Consider the following 25,710-nt stretch of genomic DNA (forward strand, 5'->3'; position numbering starts at 1 on the left):
GATTGTATAAACGCTGGCAGTTAATCTAATAACTAACATGGTACTTAGTCATTCATCAAATTAGATTGTTTTCTCAGGTTGTTTTTTTCGAGATAAGCAGCTACTTTTTCAGCACAAAGCGGGCGACTATAATAATAGCCTTGCATCGTATTACAGCCCATAACATGCAACATATAAGCCTGCTCTTTAGTTTCAACCCCTTCGGCAACAACATCGATATGTAAGTATTTAGCGAGGCGAATAATTGTCGCGGTAATATTACGATCCTGCTCACTATCGACAATATCTTTTATGAAAGAGCGATCAATTTTTAAAGTATCAATTGGAAAACGTTTTAGATAGCCCAATGATGAATGACCAGTACCAAAGTCATCTAGCGCAATGGTAAATCCTAGTGCTTTTAAGCGATTCATTTGCTGTTGGGCAAATTCAGGGTTGTCCATCATGGCACTTTCAGTTATTTCTAACTCAACACAGCGCGCAGGTACGTCGTAGTTTGTTAAACACTCAGTGAGGGTTTCGACTAAACTACTTTGCTGAAAGTGCAGAGCAGAAACATTAATAGCTACTTTGCCAAAACTCACCCCTTCATTACGCCATAACTCTAGTTGCTTAAATAGCTGCTTCATTAGCAATAAAGTGAGAGGAATAATTGCGCCATTTTGTTCTGCAAGAGGGATAAATTCAACAGGACTAATTATACTGCCATCAACTTGTGGCCAACGGACTAAAGCTTCAAAACCATGTACTTGATCTTTATCTGCGTTATATTTTACTTGGTAAAATAATTGAAAATCCTGATGTTCGATAGCCCGAAAAAGTGCACTTTCTTTACTAAGCTCATTAGTATCAATCGTGTGTTTAGATTTATCAAAAAATTGATAATTATTGTGACCCATCTTTTTGGCGTGATTAAGCGCACTGTTGGCGCTGCGCATCAGCGCTTCGCTGTTATAACCATTTTCTGGGTACCCAGCGATGCCACAACAGGCAGAAATAAAGCTCTCTATACCATCAAGCATAAACGGTGTTTGGAATTGTTTAAGAATATTATCGGCCAGTTTTTTGGCGAAAAAGACGGTCTTACCTGAATATAAATATGGCGGTACAAGTACAGCAAATTCATCTCCCCCTAAGCGGGCCAAGGTATAACCAGAATCAAGGTTTCGAGTGAGTCTGCCCGCAACTTCTTTTAATAGTTCATCACCGATTGCGTGACCAAGGGATTCGTTAATTTTATTAAAATTGTCTAAATCTATAAAAATAATCAGTAAATTAGGGAAGTTGTTATTACAGCTGGCAATTGCCTTATTTACAGATTCAATAAAAATAGTGCGATTGGATAGCCCAGTGACAGAATCTCGAGTGGTTAATTTAAGCATCGCACGTTCATTATTCTTACGTGCAGTTACATCTGAAAATAACCCAATATAATGCGCGCTACTAGTACGTAGGTTAGGGGTTTTTACTTTCGTTATCGATAAATCTAAGGCATAGGGTTGCCCGTCTTTACGCACATTCCAAATTTCACCAGACCAATAACCATCAACCTCTAGATCATTATAAATGAGGCTTTCTAATTTTTTATCGCGGCCGTTTACAGTAAAGGCTTTTGGTTTTTTACCCACTACATCAGCAAGAGTAAAGCCACAAATAGTTGTAAATGCTTGGTTTATGTTCGTTATTTGAAACTGTTCATTGGCGATCCAAATGGCATCTTTTGATTGCGTCATTAACGCGTTGACCAAATTATGTTTAGCACCACTTTTTAATCTATAAACAATTAACAGCAGTAAAATAGCGAAAATAGCCGCTAAAATGAGATAATTGATCCAGTGAGGGAAAGTAAAAGCAGTTTGTTTAATCATTAACACTAGCGGTTCGCTGTTTACTTGATTAAGGTTTTTAACTTCAAGATAAATATTCTTTTCACTACTTGCCAGTGACAGCATAGTTTGAGTCGGCGGCAGTGCTAGCCAATCGCCATTGGGATCAAGCCGGTAATTTAGCCGCATAGGCAAGAGGCTATTACTGCTAAACCAAACAGAAATCCCTTTTAGCGGTTGGCTGGTATTTACTGCGTTGGTTGCTAAGTGGTAATAGTCTTGGTCTTGCTCTTGATAGTGCAAAGTCAAATGACTGACTAAAAAAGAGCTGCTTTGAGGTGGTGCTTGTTTTGAATGTACTTCTAATAAAGTATTACCTGTTGGTGCAAACAACATTATTTTATCACGATAGCTAACGCTAAAGAGTGAACTCGGAAGTTGCTCATAACTTATAGAATCATCAATATAAGCGGCAATACTATGAGTGGCATTTTCAACCCATAGGTTAGTGCTGGGTTTGTAGAGTTTTATCGCTTGAGAATCAACTATCCACAAAGCATTTTGTGGTGCTTCGTAAATGGCTGTGGTGTTAAACGTACTTACTTTATCAAAATTTATCTCAAGTGTTATTTGCTGAGAATTTTCAGGTGCTTGCCATTGGCTCAGCCATAAGCCGTTACTTGTTGCAAGCCAAAGCCTTGAAGAGTTGCGTTGATAATAAATAGCGTTGATCTGCCCGAGGGCTTCAGTTTCAAGCACAAGGGCGGTGAGCTGTTGTTTAGCAATATAAAATAATTGCTCACCATTACTTGCTAGATATTGCTCGTCATTAAGGGATGTTAAAGCATTAATGTTATTAATTGGTAGTGTTTGGTTTTGTTGCTGCGTCGCAAAATCATATTTTATTAATTGCTTTTTGGTTGCTACCCAAAGTGTTGTTGGGGCGGTTGAATACAGGGCAGTAACTTGATCCTTTATTAATAAATCAAAAGTGAGGTTGCGGGCACTGTATAAATATAAACCAGTGTTGGTTGCAACAGCCCATTTATCTTCGCGCAGATAAGCGATGGTAATAATTTTTTTATGTTGTGTAAAATTATCTAACTGTTCCAACATGTCAAAGTATTGCTGCATACGCGGAGCAGGATTATCGGTGATAGGGGTTGTGATAATTTGCATTGCAGGGAGCTTTAGCCAGCTTTTAGTGGCAGTTTGCAGCCACAGTTGTTGGTTGTTTTGTTTAATTAATAAAAAGCGTGCAGGAGCACTATAAAATAAAGGATTAGTGTTTTTGGTCGTTAAATCATGTTTATAAGCGCGATTTTTATGCAAATAATAAAGCTGATCATCAAAGTAATTTAGTTGTTGAACATGCGCATGCTGGAGTTTTATTTCTTGCATAGAGTGCGTGTTGTTAAACAGGTAATGTTGGTCGTTATTGGTATTGATAAGGATCGCTGCTGAGGTTTGACTTGGACTCAATTGCGCGATAGGCGCGGGGACGATAAGCTGAGCTGTAATAGCATTACTTGCTAAATCAAAGTGACTAACTAAATTACTACCTGAATGTAGCCATAGGCTGTTGTTAAATCCCAATGCGAGTTCGACGATCTGCTCTGAAAAGGCGAATGGAGAATAGATTTTTTCGTCTTTTATAGTGTGGATCTGACCTTGGTACAGAAAGTAAAAGCCGAGCTCGGTGGTTAATATCGGCTGTTTTAGCGGTGTTGCTGTTAGTTGAATTAACTGGTTGTTAATTAAGTTTATTAAACTCAGCCCTTGCTCAGTGTTAATTAATAACCAGGATTTATAAGTAGCTACTTGTAAAATGGCTTGATTCGCAAATGATGAAAAAGGTGGTGCTTGGCCACTAAAAAGATGCACCGAGTCGTAATTAAACAGCCCTTTATTGGTAGCGAGCCAAAACGCATTACTCGGGTCTTGAGTAAAGTCATTAATGGCGGGTAGCGAAAGTTCATTCGCATTTAATTCAGCTACACTCGCGTTTGCATTTACAATAGATAACATGCTAATAAAACAGCATATTTGAAGGAAAAAACGCATTACAATCCATTGAATCAGTTTAAAAAGAACTTATTTAGAATAGTGTAGGAATAGAAATAATGCGAATCCACTCGAAGCAAATTTATTGCTATATGTAGTGCTAAATTATAATGGTGATTATAAAACAAGGCGCCTAACGATATAGGCGCATTTTAATATAATTTACTGCGCGTTAGGAAAGCCTAACTGACGCCATGATTCATAAACAAAAACAGCCACTGCGTTAGATAAGTTCATGCTTCTACTGTTAGCTTGCATAGGAATACGCACACGTTGTTCATTAGGTAGTGATTGAATTAAATCATCTGGTAAGCCCCGGGTTTCTGGGCCAAACACTAAACAATCACCTGCTTCATAACTCGCTTGATGGTGAAATTGACTGCCTTTAGTGGTACATGCATATACTTTTTTAGGTTGGCATTTTTCTAAGTAAGCTGCAAATGAAGGATGGCGTTGCACATGGCTAAATTCATGGTAATCAAGGCCAGCTCTTTTCACGCGCTTATCGTCCCACTCAAAGCCCAAAGGCTCGATTAAATGCAAAGCATAGCCCGTATTTGCACACAGGCGAATAATATTCCCTGTGTTAGGTGGAATTTCAGGTTGGTATAAAACGATATCAAGCATAACGAGCCTTATTGGTGATCTACATTTTGACGTTCGAGAGTATACACGAAACAGATAAAAAAAATGATATACTCATTTTAAGTAAACACTTTAAGCATAGGCAAAAACGTGCATCAGCGCAGTTATGAGTTTTGGGTAAAAACAGCAAGTGTGGTCACTATGGTGATGGTGAGTTTAATGATTGCTGCTAAATGTTGGGCATGGCTTGCGTCTGGCTCTGCCTCTATGCTCGGATCACTCACCGATTCTTTGATGGATATTACCGCTTCAGCAATGAGTTTTATGGTGCTCTTTTATGCACTGCGCCCAGCTGATGACGATCATCGTTTTGGTCATGGTAAAGCCGAAGCCTTGGCGGGTTTAGGGCAAGCGGCATTTATTGCAGGCTCTGGCTGTTTATTGGCGTTTCATGGTATAGAGCGATTATTTAATCCTGTGGTACTAAGTCATTCAATGCTCGGGGTATGGGTTAGTCTATTTGCGATTGCTTGCACCTTAGTGGTGGTTTATGTACAAACTCAAGTCATTAAGCACACCGAGTCAATTGCAGTTAAAGCAGACTCTGTGCATTACAAAGGTGATATAATTTTAAATGCAGCAGTACTGCTGGCCATACTGCTTGCGCAAAATGATATGCTGTACGCGGATCCTATTTTTGCCATTGGCGTTGCGGGTTATTTGCTTTATAACAGTTGGGATATTGCTAGGCAAAGCGCTGACCATTTAATGGATAAAGAGCTACCTGAGGACGAAAAAGCCAGTATTATATCAATCGCTAACAGCCATAACGATGTATTTGGCGTACATGACGTACGCACGCGACAAGGTGGTAAAGTTAAGTTTATTCAAATGCATTTAGAGCTTGAAGATCAACTCCCCTTGATCCGTGCTCATTATGTAGCGGATGAAGTAGTGGCGATGATCCAACAAGAATTTAATTGTGAAATGGATATTTTGATCCATCAAGATCCAATGTCATTGAGTAATAGCCGCGCTCAAGTTAATGAATCACAAAACTGATAAAAACGGCTAAGCACAGCTTTGCGAATGGTGTCTTGTTCAAATAGTAACTCGTGCTTAGCATTCGCAAATGTTTGTAAAATAGCATTACTTTGACGGTGAACTAAGGCTAATTGGGCTTGGTTATCAACCACAGTATCATTCTCAGCACTGGCTACAAAAAGTGGAATCGATAGCTGTTGTTTTTCAAGAGTTGCCATAAAGCCAAAAGCTTCATTCAACCAGCCGTAAGTCACCCCGCCTAATTGTAGCGCGCTATCCGTTTGGTAGGTTTGTCTAAATAAATCATAGCGAGTTTCGCTACTGGTAAGGTCATTCTGTGCGAATTCATCAGGCAGGTAATCTGCTTGGCCAAACGCATAGTGTTTATTAAAACCAAACAAACAGGCAGCACGGGCGGCAAGTTTAGCCAGTGGTTTGGGAGTACCTTTAGTGAAAATATCAAACATGGGCGAAGACAAAAATACCCCACTGTAGTTATGTTCAAACCGGGTCAGGAAATCAAAGGCAATCGCGCCGCCCATTGAATGCCCTAGGATGACTTTTTTGCCTTGGTAGAGTTTACTGACAATTAGACGGTCAAACAGTGCTAAATCATCAGCATAATCACTAAATTTATTAACAAAACCTTTATGAGGATTGGCTAAAGCGCGATAAGAACGGCCTTGTCCTTGATGATCAATAATAAACACCGCATAGTTATTTTTATATAACTCCCAGATTAGCTCTTGGTATTTATCTAATCCTTCAATACGTCCAGAGCAAATAACAATAGCGGCTTTGGCATGCTCAGGTATCACATAGCCATAATATAAATCGCCATTATCGGTAGTCAGCTGCGCTTTGTGCAACTGCTGCTGAAAAAACTGCGTTATCTCAGGTTGTTGGGTAAGTAAGTTTTGCTCTGTGCTGTAAAACATAATGGCCATGATTATTTTTGTTTATCCAGAGGTAAGGCGATACGCACACATAACCCGCTTGGTTGTTTATTATGCAGCGTTAAACTGCCAGAATGGGCGACAATTGCATTTTTAGCAATCGCTAAGCCAAGTCCTGTGCCGCCGCTAGTTCTGTCTCGTGCATCAGATTGGCGGAAAAAAGGCTCACATAATTTGCCTAAATTTTGCGGTTCGACGCCCGGCCCATCATCACTGATCTCTATATAAATAGCATCACTTAAACTCAATGTTAGGGTGATTGTTTGCTCTGCATATTTTATTGCGTTGCGTAAAACATTCTCTAGCGCACTGGCAATGAGGCTCTCGTCACAATAAATATCAACATTGAGTTGGCCATTAATAATTAATTGCTTATTAGTCTGTTTAGCTTCAAATTGTGCATCATTCAAAACATGATCAATAATGATCTGTAAGGATTGTTGATGCAGCGATAGCGCCTGACTTTTCGCCTCTAAGCGCGATACTTGCAGCACATCAGCGATCATTTTATCGAGCTGATTTGCTTCTTTTTCAATGCGTAATAAATAGGTTTGGTTTTCTTCTGGGGTCTGCATTTGCGCAAGACCCGTAGCCATTTTAAGGCGAGTTAGGGGGGAACGCAACTCGTGAGATATATCAGCCAATAAGCGCTTTTGTGCAGAAATCAGTTGCTCTAACTGACTTGCCATACTATTAAAGTCGCGGCCAAGTACGCCCAGTTCATCTTGCCTGTTTGGATCAATTTCAGCGCGCGCGGTTAAATCGCCGTCAGAGAGCTTAATTGCAGCTTGCTTTAAGTGATTAATAGGAGCAATTAGGTTACGACTAAATATAAAACTTAAAGTTAATGAAGCCAGTAAAGCAATGATCACTTTTAGCCAAATCGGCATCAGCTTTAACCGTATAAAAAAAGGTGGTTGATGATTCTCATCAATTTCGTATAGGTAAAATTGCCCCTCAGGAAGGTTTATTTTTATCGGTCCGAATGCTTGATAATACTCGGTAAAAATAATTTGTGGCGGCATGTTTTTAGTGAAATTAAGTAAACTTAAATCAATCTCACTTGATGGTACTCTGCTACTGATAGAATGATCTGGCTGATCTGAATTTAAATATAGTAACTTTTGTTTTGCAAGCCGCGGATGAGTTAAAATTTCGGCCGCTGGTTTATTGTGTTTTTCAATTATGCGTTCAATATTTTTGGCTGTGTATTGCAGGTTTTTTTTCATTGGCCCACGCAAGTCTTCATTACTAACTTGATTAGTCGCAATGTTACTTAAAAACACCAACGCAGTAATGGTGCCTATAATTGTTAGCCAAAACCAAGCAAAAATCTTAAAAAACAAAAAGTGCTGAGGGTTTTTTAACCAGGGGAATAGAGTTTTATTACTCTCCTTGGATAAAGACATAACCAGTCCCTCGCATGGTTTTTATTCGTTCTGCATTGTTGAACTCGGCAATTTTTTTACGAATATTACTCACATGCATATCAATTGAGCGGTCAAAAGAGGCTAGGCGTCTACCGAGCACCTCTTCACTTATTTGCTCTTTACTGACTACTTCACCTGCATGTTTAACCAGTAAGGCAAGTACTTCATATTCAGTACCGGTGAGGCTTAGCGGGTGTTCATCTACATACGCTTCGCGGGCAGCTAAATTTATAACAATATTATTAACGGTTAACTTATTACTGCTGGTATTTGCTAGGCTAGTAATATGTTCTATACGACGAGTAATCGCTTTAACCCGCGCGAGTAATTCACGATGATTAAATGGTTTAGGAATGTAATCATCAGCGCCTAGTTCAAGACCAAAAATACGGTCAAAGTCTTCACCTTTGGCGGTTAGCATGATCACCGGCGTTAATTTTGTTTGCCTAAGCTGTTTTAATACTTCAAAGCCATCTAGTTTCGGTAACATAACATCGAGTAAAATTAATGCATACTCTTGCTCAAGCGCTTGTTTTAAGCCTTGTTCGCCATCATGGGCACATTCTATTTGAAAACCTTGCGCAGTTAAGTACTCCGAGAGTAATTCACATAAACCGGTATCATCATCAATCATTAATAGCTTCATTATTTGCTCACCTTAACTACGCTGGAATAACTTCATTTTACGCCTTAACGCACTTAAAAGTGAACCTTTACACAACCTTTACATTGCTTTGCGTTGCTTTGCACTTGGTTAGTTATAGTGAATATAACAACTGAACAGACACTAAGTTACAAGCAACTCAAAGGTAATGATTATGACTATTTCAAGTAAAGTTTCTAAACTAGTATTAATTTGTGGATTAGCGACAGCAACATTAGGCACTGGCGCCGTAATAGCAAAAGAGGGCATGGATCATAAACCAGGCCATTCTCAACAGCATAAACAAGCGCGCTTTTTACTCTCTGAGCGTGGCGTTAAAAAGCTTGATTTAACTGAGCAACAACAAACCCAGTTAAAAAGCATTTTTGATGCGCAAAAAGCACAGTTTAAAGCGCTACGTGGCAACGATAAACAGGCCATGAAGGAAGAGCGTGCTGCACATAAGGCACAAATGCAAGCATTGTTAGATATGCCAACCTTTGATGAAGCCGCAGCAAAAGAGTTATTAGCGCAGCGCCAAACCAAAGGCGAGCAATTTGGCTTAATTAACCTAAAAACGCAGCATCAAGTATGGCAAGTATTAAATGCTGAACAACGTGAAAAGTACCAAGAAATTAAAAAACACATGCGTAAAAAAGGTGACAAAAAACGCAGCCGTGACGAACAAACGGCAGGCTAAGTAATTACCAAAATTACTAAAGCGAAAAAAGAAGCGCGGGAGAGATCCCGCGCTTTTCTTTTTCAACGACCCATGTAGCAGCGATTTTATATCGCGTTATAGTGCTTTTCTAGGGATGAGTAAGCTTAAAGAGGATTATGTTATTTAAGAAAAAATGCCAAGGGGCCTCGAGCAATGAGCTCCGAGTACATCCCAGCACCTAGCCCCTATTTTTACAATTACTTCTCTAAAAGCGCAGCGCCTCATAACCTCTTTGTGAATAAATTTTAATTGCGCGGGGTAAACCCGCGCCTACGAAATATCACCCATCTCGTAGCAGCGATTTTATATCGCGTCATAGTGTTAATTTGATAAGTGTACGTAATTTGCGTACATTTAAGCGCATGCACAAGGCAAGCTAACCTTACTCACTTATGCTATGAATGATGCAAATAAGCCCGCCATTTCATCCGATAAAATAATCAATATTCGCGAAGCGTTTAATATGTCGCGCTGAGTATTTGCAAACTTATTACGTACCTCAGCAAGAATGTTTGAAAAATGGGAACGAGGGCGCATTGTTCCTAATGGGCAAGCAATTACTTTACTAAAACTGGTGCAGCGTTATCCAGAAACATTGAATCATATAGCTGAGTTGTAGAAATTTAATAATTAATATGTATGTGTTACTCGTTTTTTATTGAATCACAACAAGAAGAGTAAGGAGTTATTTAAACTTAGTTTTAGGGAGTGAGTGAAAAAACCTTATCTTGAACATCATCTTGAATTGATGAAAAGTTAACATGAAGTTCAATTGTACCAAGGTATTTTATTACTTCCGTGAAACTAGCTTCATTGTTCATCTTCATAGTGATTATATTTAATGATGAATTAGGCGAAATACCTAATTCCGCTCCTATTTCCAGCTCCATATCTCCAAATAAGAGTAGTTTCTGTTGGAGATCTTTATGAGATAATTCACCGGCATCTGATAGTATCTTATATTTCAGATTTATAGCTGATCCTGTACCGTAGTTCTTTAGTTGGAAGTTATAAACATACTTTTCATTGTCTACGCTAATAAACCTTTCAATTACAGGTTTTATAGAGTTTTGATATATTCTCTTATTGTGCTGTAATCCTTGAAAAGCATAATAAAATGTGATGATTGCAACTAAGGTTGCAATTAAGTCACTGAGTTTTACTTCAAAAGAAAAGGTTTGCCCTACAATTATACCTGCAATAAATATTAAGCTAACCCCTAATAGAATCGCTTTATCAGATTTGCACATTTCTATCCCTTATTATTTCTTAATAGCATCAAGAGGCAATGTAAAATAAAGGGCGAATACGGAAAAGTTAGTCGTCACCATCAATGTCACTAAATGTATATTTTCCTTCGTATTTTTTTGAAAGTATCGATTCATCTAGTTTAGGTAAGTCCAAAATATCTTCATCATTTTCAGCTATTCTTTTGGATAGACGTTTATAATCTGGTGAAATTTTTTCGTAAAACGCTACGGTATTTTCCTCTATGCTTTTTATAAGCTCTACAGCTTCGTTGCCCCAGTTAACTAAAGATGAGCTAACTAATGCTGTATTTTTGTATTTTACTTGCTCTTTTTCTAAGTTTTCATACATGCGACGTGCTTCTAAATAATCATGATACTTCGTTTTGTTTAATGACTTTATTTTCAAAAGCTCTTGCTGCAAAGATGCATCAGATAAGCCTTTTTCATAGGTAGCTTTATAAGCTTCATTAGGATCATTATCTTCTGAGGATTTCAAATTTTCATATAGGTCGAAAATTTGAACTTGAGATTTTCTAAGCTCGAGAGAGATACAATAAAAGGCTGATATGTTTTTTAACAAAACAACACTTAAGTTATGTTTTTTTTCTTCAACCCAAGAATTTCTTACTTTCCAAGCTATACAGGCTAAAGCGATAGTGCCTAACATTATTGCAAAGGTACTGATAGAAGTTATCCAGTTAGCAAGGCTATCCTGTTTAAGTTTGCTTAGTAATATCTCCATAATTGAATTCGTAGAAATACCTACGATGAATCCAATAAGTATAAGAAGGGTACAAACAAGCCATTCATTTAAATAAATACTTTTTTTCATATTATTCATTTAACTCAGCTCTTTTATCGCTCTACTTATCCCATCTAAGCTTAGTGGGTACATGCGGTTATCCATTAGCTGCTTGATAAAATCAATTGATTGGTAGTAACGCCATTGTTCAACCGGTTGTGGGTTGAGCCAGGCGACTTTATCAAAGTGATTGGTAATGCGGGTCAGCCATGCGCTGCCGGGCTCTTCGTTGTAGTGTTCAACAGAGCCGCCGGGGTAGGCGATTTCATACGGGCCCATAGTGGCGTCGCCAACAAAGATCACTTTATAGTCACTGGTGAACTTGTTGATCAGCGTCATGGTGTCGATGACGTTTGAATGGCGGCGTTGGTTGTCTTGCCAAACATGTTCGTATAAGCAGTTATGAAAGTAGTAAAATTCTAAGTGTTTAAACTCGCTATGCGCGGCGCTAAATAATTCTTCACAGGTGTGAATGTAATCATCCATTGAGCCGCCAATATCAAACAGCATCAATACTTTTACCGCATTGTGGCGCTCTGGTGCCATTTTTACATCCAGCATGCCGCCTTGCTTGGCGGTAGCGCGAATGGTCTCGTTTAAATCGAGGGTGTCACTGGCGCCAGTGCGAGCAAACTTGCGCAGTTTTTTAAGGGCGAGCTTAATAGTGCGTGAGCCAATTTCACGATCGGAATCTAGGTTACGGTATTCGCGTTTATCCCATACTTTTACCGCCTGGCGATTGCGGTTGCCGTCTTGACCAATGCGCACGCCCTCAGGATTGTAGCCATACGCGCCAAATGGCGATGTACCACCCGTGCCCACCCATTTATTGCCACCGGCGTGGCGTTTTTGTTGTTCTTCTAGGCGCTCTTTGAGGGTTTTCATTAGCTCATCAAGGCCGCCCATGGCTTTAAGTTGGGCTTTTTCTTCATCACTTAAGTGTTTTTCAAACTCTTTGCGCAGCCAATCTTCAGGTAAGTTGTGCTGCTGATTTAAGCTTTCGAGTAAGTCCAGATCGGCAATGCCGCTAAAGTAATCAGCAAACGCTTTATCAAACCTGTCAAAGTGAGTTTCGTCTTTAACCATTATGGTACGGGCTAAATAATAAAATCCGTCAATATCGGCAAATACCGCGCCTTTTTTTAGCGCGTTGATCAAATCAAGCAGCTCGCGCAAACTAACAGGTAAACGGTATTCACGCAGTTTGAAGAAAAACGCAGCCAACATCTTAACGGCGACTCATAAAGGCAAGTTTTTCAATTAAGCTGATATCTTGCTCATTTTTAAGTAGTGCGCCAAACATTGGCATTAAACCGCCTTTTTGAGTTTTGTCATGCAGAGTTTTTGCATCGATGTCTTCAGCCATAAGCAGTTTTAACCAATCAAGTAACTCGCTGGTGGAAGGCTTTTTCTTAATGCCGTTGACTTCACGTAGATTAAAAAATACTTCCAGTGCTTGGCGAACTAAATCTTGTTTTACGTGTGGGTGGTGAACATCGATAATTTGCTGCATTTCGTCACTAGATGGAAAATCAATGTAATGGAAAAAACAACGGCGTAAAAAGGCATCGGGCAGTTCTTTTTCGTTGTTTGAGGTGATGATCACAATAGGGCGTTGTTTTGCGATTACACGCTCACCGGTTTCATAAACATGAAATTCCATTTTATCGAGTTCTAATAGTAAGTCGTTCGGGAATTCGATGTCGGCTTTGTCTATTTCATCAATTAATAATACCGGGCGTTTGTTATGTTCTTCACCATAAGTAAATGCCTGCCACAACTTGCCTTTAATAATATAGTTACCAATGTCGTTTACCCGGGCATCACCTAATTGGCTGTCGCGTAGGCGTGATACCGCATCGTATTCATATAAGCCTTGCTGCGCTTTAGTGGTCGATTTGATATGCCATTGGATAAGTGTGGTGTCTAAGCTTTTAGCCAACTCCTCAGCCAGCATGGTTTTACCTGTGCCGGGCTCGCCTTTGATCAAAAGTGGCTTTTCCAGCAAAATAGCCGCATTAACCGCTTGTTTTAACGCTGAACTTGCGATGTAGTTATCAGTAGAATTAAATTGCACGTAAATACCTATCTGGTCTGAGCAGTAAACAATATGCCTATCATGCCATAGTTAATCGGCTTCACCAAGGTAGCTAAAGCGTGGAATAATTTGGCCGTCTTTTTCAATCGTTTCGCTAAACATACTAAGCGGTCTTGCCCAAATGCCAAACTCACCATACAAGGCTTGGTAAATAACTAATTGTTCGTCTGTTTCACTGTGAGTGGCGACGTACATAACTTTGTACTTTGGGCCTTTGTAGTGTTGGTATATGCCTGATTTGAGGGTATGTGGTTTTATTGCTGTAGTCATGTTTTGATCTCTTGTATAATTTGTCTTTGCACTTTTAATGCTAACTAATTTGCCAATACTATGAACTATATTTCGTTAGATGATTACAAAAAAGCGTGGGTTTTTCGTCATAAAGATGCGCCAGTAACAGAACAAGACCTTGCCTTAATTAAACCTATGAGCCATGAGCGTGCCGCTGTTTTATGGAGCACCATGGTGAGCCGTGAACATGACCATCCTGATTTTTTTGAAAAAACAGACTGGTGTGGTAACGAAGACAATTTCTCGCAAACTATTCACTGGGAAGCAGCATGGGAAGCCGGCGATGAGCAATTGCCAGCGGAGATCCTTGCGCACTTAGGTTGGCAAGCTAATACTACAGTGTATTTTTGTATCGCCCGCGATAATATTATCGAAACCAGCTTTGATGTGTTTAAACGCAATTGGCAAAATTTTATGTTTTTAGCTGATGGTAGTCTGTTATTAGGTAAGAAACGTGATGAAGTAGTGCAGTTTTTAGAAACTGGCGATGCTAAATTAGGTATAAAGTCACAAGTTAAGTAACCTGAGCTTTGCTTTTGTAAAGAGCAGAGCTTAAAAAGCAGTCAATACTGTGCTATAAAACAAGCAACTAGATGTTTTAGAGTATGATCGTTGGCTGCAAGCGACCCCTTTCAACAAGTCGATATTTGGCAATCAGATACACAACGTGTGCTATATGCACAGTTGTGCAATGCTTTTTATGCGCGGGAAATAGGTCAATTAGTTGTTGAAGTTAATGAACAGCGTTTACGCAAGCGATTAAAAAGTCTTCCTTATTATATAGAACGCGCAGCAACGGCCGTGGTAAATGGTCAAGTTCCTTTTCAGTTAGATCCGCACAATGGCTGTTGGCTTGATAAGCAAAAAGCTCAGCCTCCCAACGCAAAAAATAATTATGATTTTTATCAAACACATAAAAATGTAGGTTTAATTGTTCCGCTTTTACTCAATAGCGCAAATCAAACCCGTGTTGCAATAGACAGCATCGACCAAGTAAGCGACAATAAACTTCATTGTAATGAGCATGGTTGGTTTGACTGCCAAGGTCAGCCGCTTGAAGGGCAGTCGGTGGTGTTATTAAAGCCCACAAAGGCAACAATGGCCGCTGCTTGTTGTGGCCATCAGTGGTCTTTTGATAAACGCACGACACCGCGAACGTTATCACTGAGAGAAATGCTGCTAGCAGGCAATATCAATTGGCGTAATTTAAAACGTCCCCATGTTCGAGTTAAAAAAATATAATACCAGTAGCCTTAATCGCATTATAAATTTGTACTGGTAGAGTAAAATCAAGGAGTGTTTAATGCGACTGTTTCAATTCACGCTGCTGTGCTTAGCGTTATTTGTACAATATCGATTATGGTTTGGCCACAACGGTGTACAAGATTATAGTCGTTTAAAAGCTGCTGTTACTTCACATCACGATACTAATGCTCAATTGATCAAACGTAATAAAGTGCTTAAAGCCGATATTGAGGATTTAAAGCTTGGTCAAGAAGGTGTGGAAGAGCGCGCTCGAAATGAATTAGGGATGATCAAACCCGGCGAAACATTTATTCGTGTTTTACCTGGGCAGCAACAAAATGACAACTAATTATACCCTTGCAGCCATAGTCCCAGCCGCTGGCGTGGGAAGCCGTATGCAACATAGCGCACCGAAGCAATACATTCGCTTGGCTGGTAAAACAATTCTTGAACATACACTTGCTAAACTAGCGCAACTCAAACAATTAACGACTATTGTGGTGGCCGTCAGCGATGATGATCCTTATTTTGCTACACTGGAGTTTATTGATCAGCGCATTGTCCGTGTAAGTGGCGGCAAAGAGCGAGCCGACTCGGTACTTAATGGCTTATTAGCGCTTGCAGATAACCCGCCTGATTGGGTGTTAGTGCATGATGCGGCAAGGCCGCTGGTTACCTTGGCTGATATTGAGCGCTTACTTAGTGAGTGTATTAACGCTGACGAGGGCGGTATATTAGCAAGCAAAGTGAAAGATACCATTAAGCGCGGTGCAACTCATAGCCAACAAACAGTGCCACGGGATGACTTATGGCAGGCGTTGACCCCGCAATTATTTAAGTACCACGATTTAATGCAGGCATTGCAAACTGCGCTTGCTCAGCAGGTTACGATCACCGACGAAGCATCGGCAATAGAATGGGCGAATAAGCCTGTAAAGCTAGTGGCTGGGCGTAGCGATAATATTAAAATAACCACTCCAGAAGATTTAGATTTAGCCAACTTTTTACTCCAAAAACAACATAGTGAGAATGCATCATGATTCGTATAGGCCATGGCTTCGATGTCCATAAATTTGGTGGCGAAGGCCCGTTAACTATTTGTGGTGAAAAGATTGCTTACCCACAAGGCTTTTTAGCGCACTCTGATGGTGATGTTGCGATCCATGCACTATGCGATGCTATTTTAGGCTCATTAGCAATGGGCGATATTGGCAAGCACTTTCCTGATACCGCCAGTGAATATGAGAATATAGATAGCCGTATTTTATTACGCCATGTTGTTGATTTAGCTAAGCAGCAAGGCTATGTACTGGGTAATGCGGATGTAACGATAGTAGCGCAAGCGCCAAAAATGCTGCCGCATATTCAAGCCATGCGTAAAAATTTAGCCGCCGATTTAAATGCTGAACTGGACCAGGTAAATGTCAAAGCAACAACCACTGAAAAGCTCGGTTTTGAAGGGCGCAAAGAAGGTATTTCAAGTCATGCAGTGGTTATCATGAGCAAGCAATCACTATGAGCGAGTTAAATTATTTATACGGTGCACCATTATCTAAAGCAGATTTTAAAACCACTGCTGAAGATTTTATGGTTGATGAGGATTTAGGCATAGAGTTTACTGGCAGTGGTGAACACGTCTGTTTACAGGTCGTTAAAAAAGGCGAAAATACCCAATACGTTGCTAAATTACTTGCCCAAAAAGCGGGGATTTCGCCACGTGATGTCAGCTTCGCTGGTATGAAAGATCGCCACGGAGTATGTAGTCAGTGGTTTAGTGTGCCAGTACCCATTAAAAAAGACATTGATTTTACTGAGCTAAACAGTGAATCACTGTTTATCATTGCTCAGCAACGGCATAATCGTAAGCTGCGGACTGGCTGCCACAAAGGTAATAAATTCAGCATTATTCTACGTAATGTAACTCAGCCGTTAGACATTCTTTGTCGTATCAACGCGGTACGCGCCGGGGTGCCTAACTATTTTGGCGAACAACGCTTTGGTCACGATGGTCATAATTTAGTGATGGCTAAAAAGATGTTTGCCGGTGAGCGCATTCGTGACAAAAAACTACGTGGTTTAATTATCTCTGCTGCACGTTCTTATGTGTTTAATCAAATAGTGAATTTGCGTGTTGCTGAGCACGGCTTAGCTAAAACCATGCACCGTGAAGTGTTTATGCTCAGTGGTAGCAATGCATTTTTTGAAGATGCCATTAGCGATGAAAATATCGCTCGTCTTGCCTCTGGCGATATTATGATGTCTGCGCCATTGGTCGGCACTAGCGAAAAAGGCCTCACCGAACAAGAAAAAATATGGCTAGAGCCGTATCAAGATTGGTGTGAAGGGCTTGGTAAGTTAGGGCTGAAAAATGAGCGCAGAATGTTGCGTTTGATCCCACAAGATTTAACCGTTGAAACGATTGATGAAACTACCATTAAATTGAGCTTTGGTTTACCCAAAGGCACCTTTGCCACGGCATTGTTACGTGAGCTGGTGGATTACACAGATGCAAGCCCACGAGTACATAAAGAACAGGACGCTGAAAATGAAAATTCTTCTAAGTAACGATGATGGTGTTAATGCAAAAGGTATTGCAGTGTTGTATCAGGCATTGACGCAAATTGCAGACGTAACGTTAGTTGCACCTGATCGCAATTGCAGTGGCGCAAGTAACTCACTGACGCTACTTAATCCACTGCGTGCTACCACGCTAGATAACGGGTTTATTTCGGTCAATGGTACGCCCACTGATTGTGTACATTTGGGCGTGAATGAATTACTTAATGAAAAGCCCGATTTAGTTGTGGCTGGCATTAATCATGGCGCGAATTTAGGTGACGATACTTTGTACTCAGGGACTGTTGCAGCAGCAACCGAAGGACGTCATTTAGGCTTGCCCGCAGTGGCGGTGTCTTTGTGCTCAAAAGAAGGCAATCATTTTGAAACGGCAGCAGCGGTGACTGTCAGCATAATTAAAGAGCTGGCGTCACATCCATTGCCAAAAGATCAAATCATCAACATTAATGTGCCAGATATTCCGTTATCTGAGCTAAAAGGCGTGCAAGTAACGCGTTTAGGTGCGCGTCATAAAGCAGAAACCATGACTAAACAACAAGATCCATGGGGACGAGACATTTATTGGTATGGGGTTTTAGGTGCCGAAAGTGATGCCGGAGAAGGTACAGACTTTTATGCTATCAATAATGGCTATGCATCGGTTACGCCACTAAGTGTTGATATGACAGCGAAAGATAGTTTGGCTGCGGTTGGTGAGTGGCTTAAAACAATGGAGATCAACGGTGCTGGCTAATTATACTCGAAGTGCCCGTGCGCTCGCTGACCTATTACAGCGTGAAGGTGTTGAAGATAAATTGGTACTCAGCGCTATTGCTGATATTCCACGTCATGTATTTGTTGATGATGTACTTAAGCATAAAGCGTATCAAAATACGGCGTTGCCAATAGGTCAAGGACAAACAATTTCACAGCCATATATTGTTGCCCGTATGACCGAGTTACTGCGTTTGGCTGGCGTGCGCGATAAAGTACTTGAGATAGGCACGGGTTCAGGCTATCAAACAGCGGTACTGGCGAAAACCTTTTCAAAAGTATTTTCGGTAGAGCGAATTAAAGCGTTACAATGGCAGGCTAAGCGCCGTTTACATAACCTAGACTTATACAACGTTTCCATGAAACATGGCGATGGTTGGCAAGGTTGGCAGTCACAAGCGCCATTTGATGGCATCATTGTAACCGCCGCTGCATCGCAAGTCCCGCAGGCATTACTTGACCAACTCATTGATGGTGGGGTGATGATTGCGCCAATCGGTAATGAAGATCAACAACTGGTTATGGTTGTGCGCGAAGGCGAAAAATTTACTCAACATGTTATTGCGCCAGTTAGATTTGTACCTTTAGTCCCTGGCGACATTGAATAGGAAGTCACTTTGAAATTGTTTACTAAGTTATACGATATGGCATTAGTGTGGGCAAAACATCGCCACGCAGAGCGTTATTTAGCTGGGATGAGTTTTGCTGAATCGGTTATTTTTCCTATTCCACCCGATGTAATGCTTGCGCCGATGTCGCTTGCACAACCGAGCAAAGCATGGCGCTATGCTACTTTTGCTACAGTTGCTTCGGTGCTTGGCGGTATTTTAGGTTATTTGCTCGGGTTTTGGTTGTTTGAACCTGTAGTAGAGCCATTAATAGCGCAAATGGGTTGGCAAGAAAAGTTTAATACCGCTTTAAGCTGGTTTAAAGATTATGGCGTATGGGTGGTGTTTTTAGCCGGTTTTTCGCCAATACCCTATAAAGTATTTACTATTGGTGCTGGGCTTTTGCACATGGCGTTTTTACCTTTTTTATTAGCCTCTGCTGTCGGGCGTGGTGCGCGGTTCTTTTTAGTTTCAGCGCTAATGAAGTGGGGCGGAGTAAAAATGGAGCAAAAATTACGTCAATATGTTGAGGTACTTGGCTGGGGGGTAGTGATTTTAGTGGTGGTTGCATACTTTTTATTACGTTAAGCATCTAAATAACTACTTTTAGCACAAGGAGCAAAACACCATGAATAAACAGTACGTCTTCTATGTTACTTTATTTACAAGTGTTTTGCTCAGTGCCTGCTCATCTCGACATGCCCCTGCTCCGGTCAGTAGTTTAAATACCAGTGTTAAACCTTATACTAGTAAAGTAAATATTAATGGTGACCGCTACACGGTTAAAAAAGGTGATACGTTATATTCGATAGCCTTTAGCGCCCAGCAAGATTTCCGCACGTTGGCAAAAAATAATGGCATACCAGCCCCTTACATAATCCAACCGGGGCAAACAATTTCTTTTAATAATGTACCTGAAAAAATAAAAAGGCATAAAAAATATACGAAACCGAGTAAAAAGTCTACAAGTGACATACAAAAAAATAACAAAAAATTAAAGAAAGAGCTTGATCAGCCAAAACAACGAGAGTATGTTCAAAAACAAGCCAATAGGAAAATTAGTAAAAATAACAGTTTGTCCTCGACCCAAGTTAAGTGGTCGTGGCCAGCTAAAGGAACAGTAACTCAGCGTTTTTCAACCAAGGAAAGCGGTTATAAAGGGTTACAAATTACTAATAAAAAAGGTGTCGCTGTTTTTGCCGCAGCACAAGGGACTGTAGTTTATGCGGGTAATGCACTTAGAGGATACGGTAATTTAATTATTTTGAAACATAATGATGATTATCTTAGTGCCTATGCACATAACTCTAAGTTGCTAGTTAAAGAAAAACAGGATGTGAAAGCTGGGCAAAAAATAGCCGAGATTGGCAGTTCAGACTCTGAAGTGACGGCATTGCGTTTTGAAATCCGTTACCGAGGACAAGCTGTTAATCCTGAGAAGTATTTGCCTTAGCTATCGGTCGGGTATTGATCATAGTGATTAAGATCACTTGTTTGCTTGAGGGTACGCTCATGGGTAACACAGCAAAAATAGAAAAAACGAAAGATGCGATTGATGATAAATTTGATGATATAGCTGTCGCTGATACAGACTCTGAATTATTAGATGACGTCGATAAAGATGATGACAAAGAAGATGAAATATTTGCCAAAGAGGAAATCACTAAGAATTTAGATGCGACTCAGCTGTATTTAGGTGAAATTGGTTTTTCGCCATTATTAAGTGCTGAAGAAGAAGTCTTTTTTGCCCGCAAAGCATTAAAAGGCTGTAGCGCTTCTCGTAAGCGAATGATTGAAAGTAATTTACGTTTAGTTGTTAAAATCGCCCGCCGTTATAACAATCGTGGCCTTGCGTTACTTGATTTAATTGAAGAAGGTAATCTTGGTTTGATCCGCGCCGTTGAAAAATTTGATCCTGAACGTGGTTTTAGATTTTCGACCTATGCGACTTGGTGGATCCGTCAAACAATTGAACGCGCCATCATGAATCAAACCCGCACAATTCGCTTACCAATCCATGTAGTGAAAGAACTTAACGTTTATTTACGCACCGCACGTGAACTAACGCAAAAGCTGGACCATGAGCCCACTGCCGAAGAAATTGCAGCGTGTTTAGACCGACCAGTTGAAGACGTAACTAAAATGCTGCGTTTAAACGAGAAAATCACCTCTGTAGATACACCTATTGGTGGTGAAAACGATAAAGCATTGTTAGATATTATTGCCGATGAAAAAGGCTTTGGCCCGGAAGGCGAAGTACAAAATAATGATATCAATAAGCACATTGTAGACTGGTTAGGTGAGCTTAATCCTAAGCAACGTGAAGTGCTTGCACGTCGTTTTGGTTTGTTAGGTTATGAGCCATCAACACTTGAAGATGTGGGTCGTGAAATCGGTTTAACGCGTGAGCGAGTAAGACAAATTCAAGTAGAAGCACTGCGCCGCTTAAAAGATATTTTGCAGCATGAAGGATTAAGCACTGATAGCTTGTTTGATCAGTTTTCATAACATTGATAGAGCAATAGACGCAGCAACACAAACACACACATAAAATAATTATTAAAAGCTGAGGAGCTAACTCTTCAGCTTTTTTTGTGCTTAAAGCATGCTACAGCAGCGATTTTAGCTTATATAGTAAATCTTGAGCTTGGCGTGGGCTTAAGTTATCTAGGTCAACCTCAGCGAGTTGTGCTTCTACCTGTGATGGTTCAGCTGCAAACAATGATGGCTGTACTGCATTGATATCAGCAGTGACTGGCTGATGATTCTCCAGCATTTTAAGCTTTTGTTTTGCCTGCTTTATAACTGCTTTTGGCACCCCAGCTAAGGCCGCTACTTGCAAGCCAAAACTTTTACTTGCGGCACCATCAAGTACGGTATGCATAAAGGCGATTGTGTCGTTGTGCTCTATCGCATCTAAGTGAACATTCACCAGTCCCGCTTGTTGCTCGGCTAGTTCGGTAAGTTCAAAATAATGGGTTGCGAATAAAGTTTTAGCGGATATTTTTGATGCTAAATGATCCGCTGTTGCATAAGCTAATGATAGACCATCGTAGGTACTCGTCCCTCGGCCAATTTCATCCATTAACACCAGTGACTGCGCGGTAGCATTGTTTAAAATAGTGGCTGTTTCGGTCATTTCGACCATGAAGGTTGAGCGACCTGATGCTAAGTCATCACTGGCGCCAATACGTGTAAATATACGGTCGATATTACCAATCTTAGCGCTGTCTGCTGGCACAAAGCTACCAATGTGTGCCATTAACACAATCAGTGCAGTTTGGCGCATATAGGTTGATTTACCGCCCATATTTGGTCCCGTAATGATCAGCATTTTACGCTGAGCATTAAGCTCTACAGGATTGGCAATGAAAGGGTCTTTCATTACTTGTTCAACAACTGGGTGGCGACCTTGCTTAATACTAATGTCATCGTTATCGCACAGTAGCGGTTTTGCATAGTTCAATGCAATTGCACGCTCGGCAAGGTTATTTAGCACATCTAAATCTGCCAGTGCTGCCGCCATTATTTGTAGCTGTTCAATGTGCGGGGCAATAAATTCAAACAGTTGTTCGTAAAGTTGCTTTTCAAGCGCCAGAGCTTTTGATTGGCTACCTAACACTTTATCTTCATGTTCTTTAAGCTCTGGAATTATATAACGTTCGTTATTTTTAAGCGTTTGGCGACGAATATAATCAGCGGGCACTAAATGTGCGTTGGCACGACTTACTTCAATAAAAAAGCCATGCACACGGTTATAACCGATTTTAAGGGTGCTAATACCGGTGCGTTCACGCTCGCGCTGTTCGAGTTGTTCAAGAATGTCGGTAGCGCCTTGGCTGAGTGAACGCCATTCATCGAGTTCACTGTTGTAACCCGGTGCAATTACGCCACCATCACGAATAAGTACCGGTGGGTTTTCAATCACTGCTTGCTCAAGTAATTGCTGTAAATCAGGTAATTCAGGAGATTGCGCGATGATCTGACTAATGCGAGGATCGCTGGCATCGGTTAATAGCTCGTGCAGTGGAGCTAGGGCTTGTAGTGCGCTACGCAGACGGGTTAAATCGCGCGGACGAGCGGTCCACAATGCTAAACGAGCAATAACACGCTCAATATCACCTATTTGTTTTAACGACTCATGTAGCTCACCACACAGCTGTACATCTATAATGGCACTAATCGCATTAAGGCGAGCGTTAAGCTCAGGTTTAGAACGTATTGGTGTATGAATACGACGCTTTAATAGCCGTGAGCCCATCGCTGTTGCTGTTTTATCAAGTACTTGTGCTAAGGTGTTTTCAAAGCCACCAGAGAGGTTAACGGTCAACTCTAAATTTTTACGGGTGGCAGCATCTAAGATTACTGCATGTTCGTTATGTTCTAATGTGATGGCGCGAATATGGGGTAGAGCAATACGTTGCGTGTCTTTCACATATTGCATAAGGCAACCGGCGGCAACTAATGCAGCAGTTGCTTTATTAACCCCAAAACCGACTAAATCTTTGGTGCCAAACTGCTCGCATAACAAATGTTGTGCAGTGTCTAAGTCAAACTCCCATTCAGGACGACGGCGAATACCTTTGATATGCTCAATCAAATGAAAGTTGGCAAAGTCTTCGCTATAGAGTAACTCTGCTGGTGCTAAGCGTTGTAAAGTTGAACTAAATGCTTCTTCAGTATTTACTTCAACAATATTAAAACGGCCTGAGTTAATATCTAAGTAAGCAATGCCATACACGCCTTTTTTACTTTGCCAAACGCTGGTCAGTAAATTATCTTGGCGCTCTTGTAATAGTGCTTCATCAGAAATGGTGCCAGGGGTAACAATGCGTACAACTTTGCGCTCAACAGGTCCTTTGCTGGTTGCAGGGTCGCCTATTTGCTCACAAATAGCGACGGATTCACCCATTTGTACCAAACGAGCTAAATAGTTCTCTACCGCATGATAAGGGACGCCTGCCATAGGAATAGGATCGCCGCCGGCTTTACCACGGTGAGTTTGTGAAATATCAAGCAGTTGTGCTGCACGTTTTGCATCATCAAAAAATAGCTCGTAAAAATCGCCCATGCGATAAAACAGTAAAATATCACGATGCTCAGATTTTATTTTTAGATACTGCTGCATCATCGGAGTTTGTTGACTTATATTGTGCGGTGCATAAAGATCGAACGACATGTATTTACCCAAAGGCTGAATATGGAATTACATCAAGAGATTAAAACACTTGCTGCGCAGTTAGGCGCTATTTTAACGGATAAACGCTTATGGATCACTAGTGCTGAATCATGTACTGGTGGTGGAGTGAGTTATGCGTTAACAGATACCCCTGGCAGCTCGGCTTATATTGACCGTGCATTTGTAACATACAGTAATCAAGCTAAGCAGGATTTACTAGGGGTTACAGAGCAAACCTTAACTTTATACGGCGCAGTGAGTGAGCAAACTGTTTTGCAAATGGCCGCGGGTGCGTGTAAGGCCGCAGGGGCAGATATTTCGGTTGCAGTATCGGGTATTGCAGGTCCAGGTGGTGGCAGTACAGAAAAACCAGTAGGTTTAGTATGGTTTTGTATTCAAATTGGCGAGAAACAGTATCCGAGCCAACAGATATTCGCAGGCGATAGAGCGCAAGTTAGGTTGCAAGCTATTGTTTACTCATTAAAAACCATTATAGAAAAGATAAATTAATAAAATTAGCTTGATACTGTGATTTCATACAGTATACTTGTCTGCATTAGCCGGATTTGGAGAGTAAAATGAACGATAACAAACAAAAAGCGTTGGACGCTGCTTTATCTCAAATTGAACGTCAATTTGGTAAAGGCTCAATAATGAAATTGGGTGACAATAAAGCGTTAGATATTGATGCTATATCAACAGGCTCTCTGGGCATTGATATCGCATTAGGCATAGGTGGTTTACCTATGGGGCGTATTGTTGAGATTTATGGCCCTGAATCATCAGGTAAAACAACGCTAACATTACAAGTTATTGCTGAAGCACAAAAAGAAGGTAAAACCTGTGCTTTCGTTGATGCTGAGCATGCACTTGATCCAATTTATGCCCAAAAATTGGGTGTAAATATTGATGAGTTATTAGTTTCACAACCTGATACAGGTGAACAAGCACTTGAAATTTGTGACATGTTAGTACGCTCAAGCGCTGTTGATGTGGTTGTTGTCGATTCGGTTGCGGCATTAACACCGAAAGCTGAAATTGAAGGCGACATGGGTGATTCACACATGGGCCTACAAGCACGTTTAATGTCACAAGCATTACGTAAGCTAACTGGTAATATCAAACGTTCAAACACTTTATGTATTTTCATTAACCAAATCCGTATGAAAATTGGTGTTATGTTTGGTAACCCAGAAACCACTACTGGTGGTAACGCACTTAAATTCTACGCGTCAGTACGTTTAGATATTCGTCGTATCGGTTCTGTTAAAGAGGGCGACGAAGTGGTGGGTAACGAAACCCGCGTTAAAGTGGTGAAAAACAAAGTTGCTCCTCCGTTTAAGCAAGCTGAATTTATCATCATGTATGGTGAAGGCATCTCTAAGCATGGCGAGTTAATTGACTTAGGTGTTAAGCATAAGCTGGTTGAAAAAGCAGGTGCTTGGTATAGCTACAATGGTAGTAAAGTTGGTCAAGGTAAATCAAACTCAATTAAGTTCTTGAAAGAGAACCCTGAGATTTCTAACGAGATTGAAGGTAAATTGCGTGATATGTTGTTATTAAAAGCAACAATTAAGCCTGACGATATTGAAGACACAGTGTTAGCAGATGATGCTGAGCTTTAAAAGTATTTAATAA

Annotated in this window: 26 protein-coding genes; 15 read left to right on the forward strand and 11 right to left on the reverse strand. The window is 40.6% G+C overall.

Translation table 11 applies throughout. The features are described from left to right. Window positions 1-44: 44 nt before the first annotated feature. Window positions 45-3,890, reverse strand: coding sequence for an EAL domain-containing protein (locus H5182_RS05530; protein WP_182759666.1), 3,846 nt, complete (start codon window positions 3,888-3,890; stop codon window positions 45-47). Window positions 3,891-4,052: 162 nt separating this feature from the next. Beyond that, window positions 4,053-4,517 carry a tRNA (uridine(34)/cytosine(34)/5-carboxymethylaminomethyluridine(34)-2'-O)-methyltransferase TrmL gene (gene trmL, locus H5182_RS05535; RefSeq protein ID WP_145235242.1) on the reverse strand — a complete coding sequence of 155 codons (465 nt, stop codon included), beginning with the start codon at window positions 4,515-4,517 and terminating at the stop codon, window positions 4,053-4,055. A 108-nt stretch (window positions 4,518-4,625) separates the two neighbouring features. Between trmL and H5182_RS05540 the strand changes: the two genes are divergently transcribed. After that, window positions 4,626-5,537: a cation diffusion facilitator family transporter gene (locus tag H5182_RS05540; protein WP_145235244.1), complete on the forward strand. Its 912-nt coding sequence runs from the start codon at window positions 4,626-4,628 to the stop codon at window positions 5,535-5,537. On the opposite strand, the gene H5182_RS05545 is transcribed toward H5182_RS05540, so the two are convergent. From H5182_RS05545 to H5182_RS05555, 3 genes are read right to left on the reverse strand one after another with little or no spacing between them, the layout of a single operon-like run. Beyond that, window positions 5,513-6,457 (reverse strand): alpha/beta fold hydrolase, encoded by a 945-nt coding sequence (locus H5182_RS05545; protein ID WP_182758424.1) that lies wholly within the window; start codon window positions 6,455-6,457, stop codon window positions 5,513-5,515. The two genes, H5182_RS05540 and H5182_RS05545, sit on opposite strands and share 25 nt — an antisense overlap. Window positions 6,458-6,468: 11 nt before the next feature. Beyond that, the gene (locus H5182_RS05550) at window positions 6,469-7,884 is read right to left on the reverse strand and encodes an ATP-binding protein (protein WP_182759667.1); all 1,416 of its coding nucleotides are present in this window, start codon (window positions 7,882-7,884) and stop codon (window positions 6,469-6,471) included. Beyond that, complete coding sequence (locus H5182_RS05555; protein WP_149982148.1) at window positions 7,862-8,551, reverse strand: response regulator; 690 nt, start codon at window positions 8,549-8,551, stop codon at window positions 7,862-7,864. The genes H5182_RS05550 and H5182_RS05555 overlap by 23 nt, the downstream gene beginning before the upstream one ends. A 172-nt stretch (window positions 8,552-8,723) precedes the next feature. On the opposite strand from H5182_RS05555, the gene H5182_RS05560 reads away from it, so the two are divergent. Beyond that, a complete protein-coding gene (locus tag H5182_RS05560; protein ID WP_182759668.1) occupies window positions 8,724-9,248 on the forward strand; it encodes a Spy/CpxP family protein refolding chaperone in 525 nt (174 codons plus the stop codon). Window positions 9,249-9,970: 722 nt separating this feature from the next. Here H5182_RS05560 and H5182_RS05570 read toward each other — a convergent pair. The 5 genes from H5182_RS05570 to H5182_RS05590 form a co-directional block, all read right to left on the reverse strand. Then, complete coding sequence (locus H5182_RS05570) at window positions 9,971-10,519, reverse strand: hypothetical protein (RefSeq protein WP_182759669.1); 549 nt, start codon at window positions 10,517-10,519, stop codon at window positions 9,971-9,973. Window positions 10,520-10,586: 67 nt separating this feature from the next. Continuing rightward, window positions 10,587-11,360 carry a hypothetical protein gene (locus H5182_RS05575; protein WP_182759670.1) on the reverse strand — a complete coding sequence of 258 codons (774 nt, stop codon included), beginning with the start codon at window positions 11,358-11,360 and terminating at the stop codon, window positions 10,587-10,589. Next, entirely contained in the window at window positions 11,361-12,548 is a 1,188-nt protein-coding gene (locus tag H5182_RS05580; protein WP_182759671.1) for a VWA domain-containing protein, read from the reverse strand. It lies immediately after the preceding gene. Between the two features lies 1 nt (window position 12,549). After that, the gene (locus H5182_RS05585) at window positions 12,550-13,398 is read right to left on the reverse strand and encodes a MoxR family ATPase (protein WP_182731547.1); all 849 of its coding nucleotides are present in this window, start codon (window positions 13,396-13,398) and stop codon (window positions 12,550-12,552) included. 51 nt (window positions 13,399-13,449) lie between these two features. After that, the gene (locus tag H5182_RS05590; RefSeq protein ID WP_182759672.1) at window positions 13,450-13,689 is read right to left on the reverse strand and encodes a DUF1653 domain-containing protein; all 240 of its coding nucleotides are present in this window, start codon (window positions 13,687-13,689) and stop codon (window positions 13,450-13,452) included. Window positions 13,690-13,749: 60 nt separating this feature from the next. Between H5182_RS05590 and H5182_RS05595 the strand changes: the two genes are divergently transcribed. From H5182_RS05595 to rpoS, 11 genes are all read left to right on the forward strand, one after another. Next, on the forward strand, window positions 13,750-14,232 hold the full coding sequence (locus H5182_RS05595) for a DUF2947 domain-containing protein (RefSeq protein ID WP_182759673.1): 483 nt from the start codon (window positions 13,750-13,752) through the stop codon (window positions 14,230-14,232). A 90-nt stretch (window positions 14,233-14,322) separates the two neighbouring features. After that, complete coding sequence (locus H5182_RS05600; RefSeq protein ID WP_182759674.1) at window positions 14,323-14,952, forward strand: hypothetical protein; 630 nt, start codon at window positions 14,323-14,325, stop codon at window positions 14,950-14,952. A gap of 61 nt (window positions 14,953-15,013) precedes the next feature. Then, complete coding sequence (ftsB, locus tag H5182_RS05605; RefSeq protein ID WP_145235264.1) at window positions 15,014-15,304, forward strand: cell division protein FtsB; 291 nt, start codon at window positions 15,014-15,016, stop codon at window positions 15,302-15,304. Then, entirely contained in the window at window positions 15,294-15,995 is a 702-nt protein-coding gene (gene ispD / locus H5182_RS05610; protein WP_182759676.1) for a 2-C-methyl-D-erythritol 4-phosphate cytidylyltransferase, read from the forward strand. Before ftsB ends, ispD begins: the two co-directional genes overlap by 11 nt. Continuing rightward, window positions 15,992-16,474, forward strand: coding sequence for a 2-C-methyl-D-erythritol 2,4-cyclodiphosphate synthase (gene ispF, locus H5182_RS05615; RefSeq protein ID WP_182731532.1), 483 nt, complete (start codon window positions 15,992-15,994; stop codon window positions 16,472-16,474). The genes ispD and ispF overlap by 4 nt, the downstream gene beginning before the upstream one ends. Further along, the gene (truD, locus tag H5182_RS05620; RefSeq protein WP_182731531.1) at window positions 16,471-17,520 is read left to right on the forward strand and encodes a tRNA pseudouridine(13) synthase TruD; all 1,050 of its coding nucleotides are present in this window, start codon (window positions 16,471-16,473) and stop codon (window positions 17,518-17,520) included. Before ispF ends, truD begins: the two co-directional genes overlap by 4 nt. Beyond that, entirely contained in the window at window positions 17,501-18,265 is a 765-nt protein-coding gene (gene surE, locus H5182_RS05625) for a 5'/3'-nucleotidase SurE (RefSeq protein WP_145235272.1), read from the forward strand. Before truD ends, surE begins: the two co-directional genes overlap by 20 nt. Beyond that, a complete protein-coding gene (locus tag H5182_RS05630; RefSeq protein WP_182739733.1) occupies window positions 18,255-18,893 on the forward strand; it encodes a protein-L-isoaspartate(D-aspartate) O-methyltransferase in 639 nt (212 codons plus the stop codon). The genes surE and H5182_RS05630 overlap by 11 nt, the downstream gene beginning before the upstream one ends. A 9-nt stretch (window positions 18,894-18,902) precedes the next feature. Beyond that, window positions 18,903-19,481, forward strand: a complete 579-nt coding sequence (locus H5182_RS05635) for a YqaA family protein (RefSeq protein WP_145235276.1) — start codon at window positions 18,903-18,905, stop codon at window positions 19,479-19,481. A 40-nt stretch (window positions 19,482-19,521) separates the two neighbouring features. After that, window positions 19,522-20,346 (forward strand): peptidoglycan DD-metalloendopeptidase family protein, encoded by an 825-nt coding sequence (locus H5182_RS05640; RefSeq protein ID WP_182731530.1) that lies wholly within the window; start codon window positions 19,522-19,524, stop codon window positions 20,344-20,346. Between the two features lie 59 nt (window positions 20,347-20,405). Beyond that, the gene (gene rpoS / locus H5182_RS05645) at window positions 20,406-21,401 is read left to right on the forward strand and encodes an RNA polymerase sigma factor RpoS (protein WP_145235280.1); all 996 of its coding nucleotides are present in this window, start codon (window positions 20,406-20,408) and stop codon (window positions 21,399-21,401) included. A gap of 100 nt (window positions 21,402-21,501) precedes the next feature. Here rpoS and mutS read toward each other — a convergent pair whose 3' ends face one another. Continuing rightward, the gene (mutS, locus tag H5182_RS05650; RefSeq protein WP_182759677.1) at window positions 21,502-24,072 is read right to left on the reverse strand and encodes a DNA mismatch repair protein MutS; all 2,571 of its coding nucleotides are present in this window, start codon (window positions 24,070-24,072) and stop codon (window positions 21,502-21,504) included. Window positions 24,073-24,093: 21 nt separating this feature from the next. Between mutS and H5182_RS05655 the strand changes: the two genes are divergently transcribed. After that, window positions 24,094-24,582: a CinA family protein gene (locus H5182_RS05655; protein WP_145235284.1), complete on the forward strand. Its 489-nt coding sequence runs from the start codon at window positions 24,094-24,096 to the stop codon at window positions 24,580-24,582. A gap of 68 nt (window positions 24,583-24,650) precedes the next feature. Beyond that, window positions 24,651-25,697, forward strand: a complete 1,047-nt coding sequence (gene recA, locus H5182_RS05660; protein ID WP_149982137.1) for a recombinase RecA — start codon at window positions 24,651-24,653, stop codon at window positions 25,695-25,697. The last annotated feature ends 13 nt before the right edge of the window (window positions 25,698-25,710 follow it).

The sequence above is a fragment of the Pseudoalteromonas sp. SG44-17 genome (assembly GCF_014164235.1).
In the GTDB taxonomy this organism is placed as follows: Bacteria; Pseudomonadota; Gammaproteobacteria; order Enterobacterales; family Alteromonadaceae; genus Pseudoalteromonas; species Pseudoalteromonas rhizosphaerae.

What these genes read in the sequence shown, in the direction of transcription:
- rpoS (WP_145235280.1), top strand. Translation starts at nt 20,406, where the DNA reads ATGGGTAACACAGCAAAAATAGAAAAAACGAAAGATGCGATTGATGAT.
- ispD (WP_182759676.1), top strand. Translation starts at nt 15,294, where the DNA reads ATGACAACTAATTATACCCTTGCAGCCATAGTCCCAGCCGCTGGCGTG.
- mutS (WP_182759677.1), bottom strand. Translation starts at nt 24,072, where the DNA reads ATGTCGTTCGATCTTTATGCACCGCACAATATAAGTCAACAAACTCCG.
- ispF (WP_182731532.1), top strand. Translation starts at nt 15,992, where the DNA reads ATGATTCGTATAGGCCATGGCTTCGATGTCCATAAATTTGGTGGCGAA.
- surE (WP_145235272.1), top strand. Translation starts at nt 17,501, where the DNA reads ATGAAAATTCTTCTAAGTAACGATGATGGTGTTAATGCAAAAGGTATT.
- H5182_RS05545 (WP_182758424.1), bottom strand. Translation starts at nt 6,457, where the DNA reads ATGTTTTACAGCACAGAGCAAAACTTACTTACCCAACAACCTGAGATA.
- ftsB (WP_145235264.1), top strand. Translation starts at nt 15,014, where the DNA reads ATGCGACTGTTTCAATTCACGCTGCTGTGCTTAGCGTTATTTGTACAA.
- H5182_RS05640 (WP_182731530.1), top strand. Translation starts at nt 19,522, where the DNA reads ATGAATAAACAGTACGTCTTCTATGTTACTTTATTTACAAGTGTTTTG.
- truD (WP_182731531.1), top strand. Translation starts at nt 16,471, where the DNA reads ATGAGCGAGTTAAATTATTTATACGGTGCACCATTATCTAAAGCAGAT.
- recA (WP_149982137.1), top strand. Translation starts at nt 24,651, where the DNA reads ATGAACGATAACAAACAAAAAGCGTTGGACGCTGCTTTATCTCAAATT.
- H5182_RS05550 (WP_182759667.1), bottom strand. Translation starts at nt 7,884, where the DNA reads ATGTCTTTATCCAAGGAGAGTAATAAAACTCTATTCCCCTGGTTAAAA.
- H5182_RS05570 (WP_182759669.1), bottom strand. Translation starts at nt 10,519, where the DNA reads ATGTGCAAATCTGATAAAGCGATTCTATTAGGGGTTAGCTTAATATTT.
- H5182_RS05580 (WP_182759671.1), bottom strand. Translation starts at nt 12,548, where the DNA reads ATGTTGGCTGCGTTTTTCTTCAAACTGCGTGAATACCGTTTACCTGTT.
- H5182_RS05590 (WP_182759672.1), bottom strand. Translation starts at nt 13,689, where the DNA reads ATGACTACAGCAATAAAACCACATACCCTCAAATCAGGCATATACCAA.
- H5182_RS05530 (WP_182759666.1), bottom strand. Translation starts at nt 3,890, where the DNA reads ATGCGTTTTTTCCTTCAAATATGCTGTTTTATTAGCATGTTATCTATT.
- H5182_RS05575 (WP_182759670.1), bottom strand. Translation starts at nt 11,360, where the DNA reads ATGAATAATATGAAAAAAAGTATTTATTTAAATGAATGGCTTGTTTGT.
- H5182_RS05655 (WP_145235284.1), top strand. Translation starts at nt 24,094, where the DNA reads ATGGAATTACATCAAGAGATTAAAACACTTGCTGCGCAGTTAGGCGCT.
- trmL (WP_145235242.1), bottom strand. Translation starts at nt 4,517, where the DNA reads ATGCTTGATATCGTTTTATACCAACCTGAAATTCCACCTAACACAGGG.
- H5182_RS05555 (WP_149982148.1), bottom strand. Translation starts at nt 8,551, where the DNA reads ATGAAGCTATTAATGATTGATGATGATACCGGTTTATGTGAATTACTC.
- H5182_RS05595 (WP_182759673.1), top strand. Translation starts at nt 13,750, where the DNA reads ATGAACTATATTTCGTTAGATGATTACAAAAAAGCGTGGGTTTTTCGT.
- H5182_RS05560 (WP_182759668.1), top strand. Translation starts at nt 8,724, where the DNA reads ATGACTATTTCAAGTAAAGTTTCTAAACTAGTATTAATTTGTGGATTA.